This window comes from Jatrophihabitans telluris (genome assembly GCF_023516435.1).
Taxonomy (GTDB): Bacteria; Actinomycetota; Actinomycetes; order Mycobacteriales; family Jatrophihabitantaceae; genus Jatrophihabitans_A; species Jatrophihabitans_A telluris.
The window spans coordinates 3391315-3402868 of sequence record NZ_CP097332.1 but is presented as its reverse complement, the minus strand read 5'-3'; the positions used below and the strand labels follow the sequence as shown (position 1 = coordinate 3402868).

Annotated in this window: 9 protein-coding genes; 7 read left to right on the top strand and 2 right to left on the bottom strand. The window is 66.8% G+C overall.

Going from position 1 to position 11554, the window contains the following annotated elements; genetic code table 11:
* Positions 1-129: 129 nt before the first annotated feature.
* Positions 130-1128, bottom strand: coding sequence for a type IV toxin-antitoxin system AbiEi family antitoxin domain-containing protein (locus M6D93_RS15665; RefSeq protein ID WP_249770531.1), 999 nt, complete (start codon positions 1126-1128; stop codon positions 130-132).
* 148 nt (positions 1129-1276) lie between these two features.
* The gene (locus M6D93_RS15660) at positions 1277-1918 is read right to left on the bottom strand and encodes a hypothetical protein (protein WP_347343672.1); all 642 of its coding nucleotides are present in this window, start codon (positions 1916-1918) and stop codon (positions 1277-1279) included.
* Positions 1919-2234: 316 nt separating this feature from the next.
* Here M6D93_RS15660 and M6D93_RS15655 point away from each other — a divergent pair, with 316 nt between their 5' ends.
* The 7 genes from M6D93_RS15655 (at position 2235) to M6D93_RS15625 (ending at position 11166) form a co-directional block, all read left to right on the top strand.
* Entirely contained in the window at positions 2235-3518 is a 1284-nt protein-coding gene (locus tag M6D93_RS15655; protein WP_347343671.1) for an aminotransferase class I/II-fold pyridoxal phosphate-dependent enzyme, read from the top strand.
* Positions 3515-4429: a nitrilase-related carbon-nitrogen hydrolase gene (locus tag M6D93_RS15650; RefSeq protein WP_249770527.1), complete on the top strand. Its 915-nt coding sequence runs from the start codon at positions 3515-3517 to the stop codon at positions 4427-4429. Before M6D93_RS15655 ends, M6D93_RS15650 begins: the two co-directional genes overlap by 4 nt.
* Entirely contained in the window at positions 4426-5115 is a 690-nt protein-coding gene (locus M6D93_RS15645; protein ID WP_249770525.1) for a (deoxy)nucleoside triphosphate pyrophosphohydrolase, read from the top strand. Before M6D93_RS15650 ends, M6D93_RS15645 begins: the two co-directional genes overlap by 4 nt.
* A 109-nt stretch (positions 5116-5224) precedes the next feature.
* On the top strand, positions 5225-6205 hold the full coding sequence (locus M6D93_RS15640; protein ID WP_249770523.1) for an ABC transporter permease: 981 nt from the start codon (positions 5225-5227) through the stop codon (positions 6203-6205).
* A 12-nt stretch (positions 6206-6217) separates the two neighbouring features.
* Entirely contained in the window at positions 6218-7162 is a 945-nt protein-coding gene (locus tag M6D93_RS15635) for an ABC transporter permease (protein WP_249770521.1), read from the top strand.
* 5 nt (positions 7163-7167) lie between these two features.
* Positions 7168-9282: an ABC transporter ATP-binding protein gene (locus tag M6D93_RS15630; RefSeq protein ID WP_347343670.1), complete on the top strand. Its 2115-nt coding sequence runs from the start codon at positions 7168-7170 to the stop codon at positions 9280-9282.
* Positions 9283-9489: 207 nt separating this feature from the next.
* Positions 9490-11166 (top strand): ABC transporter family substrate-binding protein, encoded by a 1677-nt coding sequence (locus M6D93_RS15625; RefSeq protein WP_249774219.1) that lies wholly within the window; start codon positions 9490-9492, stop codon positions 11164-11166.
* Positions 11167-11554: the final 388 nt, after the last annotated feature.

Below are 11554 nucleotides of genomic sequence, written 5' to 3'. Positions count from 1 at the left end.
CCAACTGCATTTCGCGGCCCGAATACTCGAATTTTCGTCAAAATCTGAGTATTCGGGCCGCGAAATGCGTCAGGGGGGCGGCGGGAGGCGGCGCGGAGGCGGCGCGGAGGGGGCAGTCGAGAGGCAGGGTCAGGCGGCGATTGCGGTCAGCGGGTTGATGGTGCGTAACGCGCGCGCTCGGTGGAGCTGAGCTTCAAGCTGCCTGCGCAGAGCCTGTTCGTTGCGTGCGGTGGCCCATCCCCACCGCGTGACGAACAGTCCCGCCGCGAGCATTCCGTCCTGGCGCCATTTCTCGCGCCGGAGTTCCTCGTTCGTGTACTTGGCCATGCCGTCCGCCTCACCGACCAGGCCGACGTCGTCCCAGTAGAAATCCGCCCGCCCGAGGAACACCCCGCTCGGGGAGTAGAGCTCCACCTGGGTGCGGGGTTGCCACGTCAGCCCGCGCATGTTCAGCCGGCTGAGCGACTCCAGCGGAGACTCGCTGCGCGGGTCTGCCAGGTCGATGACTGCCCGTCCCGATCGCAGTCCGGCCCGCCCCCGGAAGCCGGCGTAGATCCCGGCCAACTCGCCAATGGTCACCAGGCCGGCGTGCAAAGCCGCGTCGACCGCGACCAGACCTTCGTCCAACCCGTGCTCACGGGTCAGGTCCAGGCAGGTTCGTGCGACGGAAGTCAGGGACACGCGGCTTCCCGGATGCAGGTGAGCCGGCCGCAGCCGGTGACGGTGCAGGTGCAGCGCGGTGTTGTTCGTCAGGTAGCCAGCAGGCAGGTTGAGGCACGGCTCGGCGGGTACCCGCAACACCGGCAGGTCGTGCAGCAGGGCCGCAGCCGCGTGGCTCACGGTGCCGCCGTCGACCCGCAGGGCAGCGGCAACGCCCCGGCGCCCGTGGACGAAGCGGGCGTAGCCAGGCGCGTCCAGTTCCGCCGGGTTCGCGACGAAGGTTGCTCGTCTCAGCCGTAGCAGCTCTTCGCGGCTCACGGCGCGGGCAAGGTGGTTGTGCGTCCAGCCCGCGGCGTACGCCTGTTCGGCGGTGAACACTCCGAACTGTTCGGCTGACTCCGGCGGCACGTCTCGCACCGGTCCAGTGTCGAAGAGCCACTGGCCTCCCCAGCCTCGAACCACATCCATGTGGAAAGCCGAGTCCCCCTGTGGACAAACGCCTTTCGCGGCCCCGATGCTCAGAATTTGGGGAAAATTCGAGTATCCGGGCCGCGAAAGACGTCAAGGGGGGCGGGGGGACGGGGAGGGGGGAGGGGGGAGGGGGAAGGGGGGACGGTTAGAGCTGTGGACCTTCGGCCCGGAGCTTGTCCACCTCGGACATCGCTTGGCGGAGTCCGGCCAGCCATTCCTCGGTGTGCTGCCCAACCAGGTTGACTGCCCACGCCAGCGCCTCGGACCGGGACCGGGCCACGCCGGCATCGACGAGAGTGTCGAGAACCTGCCGCTGTGGCTGGCGCAACCGCGTCATCACAGGGACGGACAGGTGGGTGAACAGGTGTTGGGTGTCGCCGATACCGGCTCCCCACGAGATCGTCCGACCGTAACGTGCCTCGGCTTCCGCGGCGATCTTCATCCGCTCGGCCCGGGTGTCTTCGCGGAACCGGCTGATGCGGCCGGCTGCCGCCGCGCTCTCCTCGGTCTCGCTGACCGGGGGCAGCTGGCCCGTGACCACGATCTCCTCGCGGTCGACACTGACCTCGACCGGTCCGACGAACCAGTCCGAGGGCAGTCGCCCGGTGAACCAGGCCGGCGCGTCCTCGGCGGTCGGGAGGTCGGCTTGCTGCCAGCCGCCCGGACGCCCGAAGCCTCCCCGGCCGGCGCCTCGGCCGCTTCCCCGGCCACCGTGGGGACCGCCACGGCCGCCGTGCCCGTCGGGTCCGCGATGCGGGTGTGGTCCCCGCCGACCTCGGGCCTGGATGCCGTCGAAGGTGCCCTCGATGCCGGCATCGTCACGACCGCGCTGATTGTCTGGGTGCATGTTGTCGCTTCTCATGGCTGCTTCCTTTCTTGCAGTAATTACATGATTACATCCATACAGACGCGTGGCAAGGAGGATTAATTCCCGACCCGGCGCAGGTCCCGAACGAAGGCCTGCGCATCCCGAGCAGCGGACCGGCGAAAGGTCGGCCGCGACCGCGCTTGACTACGCTGAACGAGTGAGACAGGGCCTGGAGGTGCGCGCCGCCGCGGATGCAGGTCGTCTGGACGAGTTCGGGACGACCATCTTCGCCGAGATGTCGGCCAAGGCGCTGGTCACCGGCAGCATCAACCTCGGTCAGGGCTTTCCGGACACCGACGGCCCGGTCTGGCTCCTGGAAGCGGCCGCCGACGCGATCCGGTCCGGACTCGGCAACCAGTACCCGCCGGGCATCGGCATCCCCGAACTGCGTCAGGCCGTGGCCGAGCATCAGCGGGCGACCTACGGCCTGGACCCCGATCCGGACACCGAAATCCTGATCACGGTGGGTGCGACGGAAGCGATCGCCGCTGCCGTCCTCGGCCTCACCCGCCCTGGGGACGAGGTCCTCACCTTCGAGCCTTACTACGACTCCTACGCCGCCTGTATCGCCCTGGCCGGCGCCCGCCGTCGGGTGGTCCAACTACGTCCCCAGCTGAGCGAGCCGACCGAGCCGACCGAGCCGACCCAGCTGAGCGAGCCGACCGAGCCGACCGAGCCGACCGAGCCGACCGAGCCGACCGAGCCGAGCCACCAGAGCCACCAGAGCCACCAGAGCCCGCCGTCGGCCACGCACTGGGGATTCGACCCGGACGAGCTTCGGGCCGCCGTCACTGCAGAGACCCGGCTGATCCTGCTCAACAGTCCGCACAACCCGACCGGAACCGTGTTCAGCCGTGACGAGCTGCAGTTCGTCGCCGACCTGGCGCGCGAGCACGATCTGATCGTGGTGACCGACGAGGTCTATGAGCACTTGGTCTACGAGGGCGCCCATGTCCCGATGGCGAGCCTGCCGGGGATGGCCGAGCGGACCGTCACGATCTCCAGCGCGGGAAAGACCTTCTCGGTCACGGGCTGGAAGGTGGGCTGGGTCTCGGCCCCGCCGGCCCTGCTGGCCAAGATCCGCGCGGTGAAGCAGTTCCTCACCTACGTCGGCAGCGGCCCGTTCCAGTACGCGGTCGCCACCGGTTTACGCCGGGCGCAGCAGGACCGCGCGTTCTACCCGGACCTGGCCGGGACGTTGCGCTCGCAGCGAGACCTGCTCGTGGCCGGGTTGAGCGAACTGGGTTTCCGGGTTCTCTCTCCGCAGGCCAGCTACTTCGCACTCGTCGACCTCGGCGGTTCGGTCGATCCCGGCCATCCGGCCCGCGGCGGCGACCCCCAGTCGCGCGGCACCGGCGCGGCCGACTGGTGCCGGGCGTTGCCCGAAAGCTCCGGCGTGGTGGCGATTCCGGCGCGCGTCTTCTACGACTCCGAGGTCGACCGGTACGCGAGATTCGCCTTTTGCAAGAAGCCCGAAGTGCTCACCGAGGCACTGTCCAGACTGCGGAGGTCCCGATGAAGGTCGCAGCGATTCAACACGACATCGCCTGGGAGGACGCACCGGCGACCCACGCTCATGTCCGTCCCCTGATCGAGCAGGCGGCGGCCGCCGGCGCCCGACTGATCGTCCTGTCGGAGATGTTCGCCACCGGCTTCTCGATGGACCCGGCCCGGATCGCCGAGGAGCCAGGCGGCGAGTCCGAGCGATTCCTCGGCGAAACCGCTGCGGAGCTGGGCGTGTGGCTGGTCGGCTCGGTCGCGCAGTGGGCCGGCGCCGAGTCGGCGGCCGATCCCGGACCCGGCACCGACCCCGCCGTCCAGCGCCGGGCCCAGAATGTCGCGATCCTCGCCGGCCCGGACGGCCAGCGACACCGTTACGCCAAGATCCATCCGTTCTCCTTCGCCGGCGAGCACGAACGCTACGAGGCCGGGACGGAGTTCCTCACCGTCGATGTCGAGGGCCTTCGGGTCACGGTGTTCATCTGCTACGACCTGCGTTTCGCCGACGAGTTCTGGTCGCGGGCTGAGGACACCGACCTGTACGTCGTGCCGGCGAACTGGCCGGAGGCCCGTCGCGAGCACTGGATGACGTTGTTGCGGGCCCGCGCGATCGAGAACCAGGCCTACGTGCTCGGCTGCAACCGGGTCGGTCTGGCCGGACGTGCAGAACCCCTTGCCCACACGGGCGATTCGGCGATCATCGATCCGCTGGGACGACCGTTGGCCGAGGCCAGCCGGATCGAGGCCGTTTTGGTCGCCGACGTCGATCCGGACGAGGTGGCGGCGGTCCGCAAGCGCTTCCCGTTCCTGCCGGACCGACGGCGACCGAGTGCGGCGCCGAGCACCGCAGACCACACGAACCACGCGGCGCCGGCGGGCCACCCGGCTCCGACGGGTGAGGCGGCGCCGGCAGACCTCGGACGCGCGTGAAATATCCCCGGGTACTTCGGGTGGCCGACCTGCTCCGCATCGACGAGCACGACGTGGCTCGCTTCCTTGGTCAGCTGCCGCGGGGGGTGAGCGTCGTTCACCAGGCCCTGCCCGCCGGTGTCCTTGTCACGCTGGAGGACCGACGCCCGTTCTGGGACCGCCGGCCGCGAAGGATCGCGCTGAGGGCGCTGCAGAAGGTCATGGACCGGCTGCGCGACGTCGAGCAGGAGTGGGTGGTCGCCGCGGCGATCCGCCGAGACCGCCCCGACGGCCCCCACCGTCCCGGCAGCCCGAACGGCAGCCGGGTGCTCGTGGCCGAGCGGGACCATCCGGCGGAACTGGCCGGGCTCTGGGAGTTCCCGGGCGGCAAGGTCGAGAAGGGGGAGTCCCCGGCGTCGGCGTTGGTACGTGAATGCCGGGAGGAGCTCGGTGTGCGGGTACGGGTCGGCCGGGAACTGGACCGTGAGCAGCTGTCGGACCGCCGGATCCTGATGCTGCTGGAGGCGAGTCTGGAGGAGGACTTACAGACGGACCTACAGACGGACCGAGAGACGGACCGCGCTGCGGGCCAAGTCCCGCGACCGCTTGAGCATCGACGCCTGCGCTGGATCGGGTTCGAAGAGCTCGACGAGCTGTCGTGGCTTGGGGCAAACCGGCGATTTGCCGCCGACGTGACACGACGGTGATCACCGTCCGATACAGTGCCGCCTCGGAGTGCAAAGGCGCACACTATGTGTGTACCTGCGCTGAGACAGACGAGAAATCGGGCTCGACAGTGATCGCAGGGATGGGGCCATGCTGAAGTTCCTCGCACGCCGGTTCGTGAACTACCTGATCCTGGTGTTCATCGCGACAAGCCTTGCCTACCTTCTCGGTTCGATCACCCTGCACCCCGAGCACTTCTACCAGGGACGCAACCCACCCCTGCCGGCGGCGACGATCAAGGCCAACCTCGCGCTGCACAACGCCGACCCCTCCACACCGATCTGGGGACGGTACGGGCACTGGCTCAAGGGAGTCGTGCGCGGCGACTTCGGCGTGGCGATCCGCGGCACCGAACCGGTCCGCACGGAGATCGGCCGCCGCGTGGGCGTCAGCCTCCGACTGCTGATCATCGGCTCGATCCTGGGCGCCATCATCGGTGTCCTGGTCGGTGTCTTCGGCGCCGTCCGGCAGCGCAAACTGTTCGACTCGTCCTCGACCGTCGTGTCCTACATCCTGCTGGCGATGCCCACGGTCGTGATCATCATCCTTGTGCAGACGGTGTTCTACCGGATCAACGTCGCCAGCGGCCACGTCACGTTCCCGCTGGTCAACGAGTACGACTCGAACCTGTCCGGCTTCGCCTACTGGTCGGACCGGCTGAGACGGTTGGTGCCCCCGACCGTCGCGCTCGTCCTGTTCGGCGCCTCCTTCTACAGCCGATATCAACGCAGCGCGATGCTCGACGTGCTCGGCAGTGACTTCCTGCGCACCGCGCGGGCGAAGGGGCTGACCAAACGGCAGGCCCTGTTCAAGCACGGGGTCCGGACGGCCCTGATCCCCATGACGACCTTCTTCGCCTACAGCTTCGGCCTGTTGCTGACCGGTGCCCTGTTCACCGAGCGGCTGTTCAACTGGTACGGGATGGGCAGCTACCTCATCGAGTCGATCCAGAACAATGACGTGAACGCGGTATCGGCGGTCACCTGTTTCACCGCCGTCCTCGTTCTGATCTCGGGGATGCTGTCCGACGTGCTGTACGCCGCTCTCGACCCTCGGGTCCGGACGAGTTAGGAGCCAGCCGCGATGACGATGTCCGGAGAGCAGATCTTCGAGTTGCCGGAGCCGACGCCGGAGAATCCGGTCGTGACGGAGGTCGGCCCCACCGATACCCGTGCGCTCTCACGGGGACGGCTCATCCTGCGCCGCTTCCTGCGCCAGAAGTCGGGCCTGCTCGGCCTGCTCATGTTGCTGTTCGTGGTGCTGATCGCCTTCGTCGGGCCGCACCTGACCAAGTGGCATTACGACGACTTCGACACCATCAACACCTTGGCCGGGCCGAGTTCCAGTCACTTCTTCGGCGTGGACGACACCGGGCGCGACGTCTTCGCGCGCACGCTCAAGGGCCTGCAGAAGTCGATCTTCATCGGGCTTTCCGCGGCCGTCATCACCACCTTCATCGCCGGGGTGGCCGGCTCGATCGCCGGCTACTTCGGCAAGTGGACCGACACCGCGGTGGTCTGGGTCATCGACCTGCTGCTGGTGCTGCCGAGCTTCCTGATCCTGGCCATCCTGAGTCCGGTGCTGGCCAGCCGCTCCTGGATGTGGCTGGTGCTGCTGCTGTCGGTGTTCGGCTGGATGATCACCGGCCGGGTGATTCGCGGCATGACCTTGAGCCTGCGGGAACGGGAGTACATCAATGCCGCCAAATTCATGGGTGTTCCGGCGTTCACGATCATCCGCCGGCACCTGATCCCGAACATGGCCTCGCTGCTGATCGTCGACGTGACCATCAACGTCGGCGTATCGGTGGTGTCGGAGACGACGCTGAGCTTCTTCGGCTTCGGTGTCCAACCGCCGGACGTGTCGCTGGGTACCGTGCTCGACGACGGGCAGGGCCTGGCGACGACCATTCCGCACGTCTTCTGGTTCGGCGCCACGTTGCTGGTGCTGCTGGTGTTGTCGGTCAGCCTGATCGGTGACGCCCTTCGAGAAGCCATCGACCCGACCTCAGGATCGAGCCGTCTGTGACCAACCTGGAAAAGTCCCTGCCCTACGAGCGTCGATCCGGCTCCGGCCTCGACACCACGGCGCCCCTGCTGGAGGTCGAGAACCTGTCGGTGACCTTCAGTTCCGAAGCGGGGGCGGTCAACGCGGTCCGTGGTGTGAGCTATGTCGTGCGTCCCGGGGAAAGCCTTGCCATCGTTGGCGAATCTGGATCGGGCAAGTCGGTCAGCTCGCTGGCCGTGATGGGCCTGCTGCCCGGCAACGCCCGGGTGAGCGGCAACATCCGCTTCAAGGGCCAGGACATGCTCGCGCTCAACGACAAGCAACTGTCGAAGATCCGCGGCAGCGGCCTGTCGATGGTGTTCCAGGATCCGTTGTCGGCCCTGACCCCGGTCTACACGATCGGCGACCAGATCGCCGAGGCCGTGCTGATCCACCAGAACGTCTCCAAGGACAAGGCGGCTGAGCGGGCCGTCGAACTCCTCGACCTGGTCGGCATCCCCAATCCGAAGCTGCGGGCCACGTCCTTTCCGCACGAGTTCTCCGGCGGCATGCGTCAGCGCGCGATGATCGCGATGGCGATTGCCAACGATCCGGACCTCATCATCGCCGACGAGCCCACCACCGCGCTGGACGTGACCATCCAGGCCCAGGTCCTGGAGGTGCTGAAGAAGGCGAAGGAGGCGACCAACGCCGCGACGATCCTCATCACGCACGACCTGGGCGTGGTGGCGGGGTTCGCCGACCGCGTCATGGTCATGTACGCGGGCAAGGCGGTAGAGAGCTCCGAGGTCGACGACATCTTCTACCACCCGCGCATGCCCTACACGATGGGCCTGCTGGGTTCGATCCCGCGGATGGATGTGGCCGACAAGGAACCGTTGATTCCCATCGAGGGCAGCCCGCCCTCCCTGCTCAACCTGCCGCCCGGCTGCCCGTTCGCCAGCCGGTGCCCGATCGTGGTCGACGAGTGCCTGGTCACCGAGCCTTCCCTCGATCCCACCGACCGCCTGGACCACACCGCGGCCTGCCACCGCCGCAACGAGATCGCCCAGCGCCATTGGGGTGCCGCCGACGTCTTCGTCCGTCCTGAGCGTCCCGTCGACGTCATGGTCGAAGTACCCCGCGAGCAGCGGACCGTTGTGCTCGAACTGCAGGACCTGCAGAAGGCCTTCCCGATTCGCAAGGGTGCGGTCATCCGCCGCACGGTGGGTACCGTGCACGCCGTCGACGGGGTCTCGCTGGAGGTCCGCGAGGGCGAAACCCTAGGCCTGGTCGGCGAATCCGGCTGCGGAAAAACGACCACGATCATGGAGATCATGTCGCTGGTCAAACCGCAGGCCGGACGCATCGTCGTGCTCGGCAAGGACACCGACAAGCTCACCGGGGAGGATCGGCGCCGGATGCGGGCCGATGTCTCGATCGTCTTCCAGGACCCGATGGCCTCCCTCGACCCACGCATGCCGATCGGCGACATCCTGTCCGAGCCCATGTGGGTGCAGAAGGTGCCGGCGGCGAAGATCCGCGCCCGGGTGTCGGAGCTGTTGAAGCTGGTGGGACTGAGTCCCGAGCACGCCAGCCGTTACCCGGCCGAGTTCTCCGGCGGCCAGCGGCAGCGGATCGGGATCGCGCGGGCGCTGGCTCTGGAACCGAAGCTCGTCGTGCTGGACGAACCCGTGTCAGCCCTGGACGTGTCCATCCAGGCCGGCGTCATCAATCTGCTGGACGAGCTCAAGGCGAAGATGGGTTTGAGCTACCTGTTCGTGGCCCACGATCTGTCAGTGGTCCGGCACATCGCCGATCGTGTGGCGGTGATGTATCTGGGCAGGGTCGTCGAGATCGGCACCTCGAAGGACATCTTCGACCGCCCGTCGCACCCGTACACCCAGGCGCTGCTGTCGGCGATTCCGCTGCCGGATCCGGTCAAGGAGCGTACTCGCCAACGCATTCTGCTCACCGGTGACCTGCCGAGTCCATCCGACATTCCCGCAGGTTGCCGATTTTCCTCGCGTTGTTTTGTGTACAACCAACAGCTCTCCGACGCCGAACGGGCCCGGTGCCGAGGCGAGGATCCCGGACTGTACGACGTCGGGGCCGGGCACGGCGCGGCGTGTCACTACGCCACGGTCCGCGAAGTGGTCTAGACGAGTCCTAAGCTCGCGCCCGACGACATCCCGACTTTATGTCGACAAGATTGCAAGTCGTCAATTTTAGGTAGGAACGATACCGATTCGGCAACGGAACTGGCTTCCGCCGGTTTGGTTGCGTAGCAATAACCCGGACCGCCCAGTGGGCGAGTTCGGTGCGCGTTTGATTTGCGTTACACCATTCCTGAGGAGGAAGTAGTGAGGATGAAGGTGAAGGCGAGCGTTGCTGCGATCGCGGTGGCGTCTATCGCCTTGACTGCCTGCGGCTCGAGTAACAACTCGAGCAAAGGCGGCAGCACGACCAACAAGGGCCAGGCCTCGGCCACGACGAACGCGGTCAACGCCGTGCCCTATGCGCAGGTGCCCACCGGTGGAACCATGCGGTGGCCCATCACCGGCTTCCCGGTCAACTTCAACATTCTGCAGGTCGACGGCAACGAGAGCGACACCAGCGACCTGATGACCTCGACCCTCCCGCAGCTGTTCAACTTCGACGCCGGCGGTAAGGCCATCCTCAACACGGCCGTCGCGGACAAGGCCGAGCAGACCTCGTCCAGCCCGCAGACGATCCAGTACCACCTCAACCCCAAGGCCGTGTGGAGCGATGGCACCCCCATCACCTACAAGGACTTCGTGGCGCAGTGGCAGGCCGACAACGGCACCAACGCGAAGTTCCTCGCGGCCTCGACCTCCGGCTACGACCAGGTCAAGAGCGTCGTGCGCGGCGCCACCGACCAGGACGTGACCGTCGTCTTCAACACCCCGTACTCGGAATGGCAGTCCCTCTGGTCGACCCTGCTGCCGGCCTCGCTCATGGCGACTCCGGACGCGTACAACAAGTCCTGGGCCAACGGCCCCACCGTCTCCGGTGGCCCGTTCAAGATCGGCAGCATCGACAAGACCGCCAAGACCATCACCATGGTCCACAACGACAAGTGGTGGGGTAACCCCGCGAAACTGGACAAGATCCAGTTCATCACGATCTCCGACACGACCGCCCAGGCCAAGGCCCTGCAGTCCGACCAGGTCGACTTCGTCGACGTCGGCTCCGACATCGCCAGCTTCCAGGTCGCCAAGAGCGTCCAGAACGTCGAGCTGCGCAAGGCCGGTGGCCCGAACTGGCGTCACATCGACCTCGGCAAGAGCGGTGCGCTCGCCGACGTCAGCGTCCGGCAGGCGATCATGCTGAGCCTGGACCGCAAGCAGGACGCCCAGACCCTGCTCGGCCCGCTGTCCTGGCCGTCGACCCTGCTCAACAGTCACGTGTGGGTCAACAACCAGGCGCAGTACAAGGAGACCTGCAGCGACTTCTGCAACCGCGACATCACCAAGGCGGACGCGCTGCTCACCAAGGCCGGCTACACCAAGGGTTCGGACGGCATCTTCGCCAAGAACGGCAAGCCGCTCGCGCTCGGCTTCACCATCCCGCAGGGCGTCAAGTCCTCGGCCGATGAGGGCGCCATCCAGCAGAAGGCTCTGCAGGAGGCCGGTATCAAGCTGACCCTGAAGGTGGTGCCGACCGACACGTTCTTCAGCGACTACATCGCGGTCGGCAAGTTCGACCTGACGATCTTCAGCTGGATCGGCAACCCGTTCCCGCTGTCGGGCACGAAGCAGCTGTACGAGGCCAAAGGCGAGAGCAACTTCTCCAAGATCGGCTCGCAGGCCCTGGACGATCTCATCAACAAGATGATCACTGCGACCGACCCCGCTGAGGCTGTGAACCTCAGCTACCAGGTCGACAAGATGGTCTGGGACGAGGGCCACTCGGTCCCGCTCTACCAGCGTCCGGAGCTCATCTTCAGCAAGAAGACGCTCGAGAACTTCGGTGCCTTCGGCTTCGCGAACAAGATCTACGAGAACATCGGCTTCAAGGCCTAGTCCTGGTTGGTGCCGGGCGGTGGGCGACCACCGCCCGGCACTTCCCATTCGGGCCGGAAAGAGGGACGGTAGAGGGTGGCCCGCACGGCGCTGCGACGAACTCTGCGCCTGACGGCCGACCGGAGCACGACCACAACTGAATCTAACGGGGCGGCAATTCGGGTACCCGAACGCCGCTCTACGACGCGCCTGGATAACAATTCATGCACACGGCCCCTGAATTGCCATTCTCAGGAGTACATCAACTACAGTTCCCAGCGCGAGTCGCCCGGAGGGCACGATCTGTCCGGCGGACGACTTGTCATCAGTACGTAACCGGTGGCCCATACCGTCGCCGGGCGGATGCACAGAGGCTGCGATCAGCGGCCGTCGAACGAGGAGGCGCAAC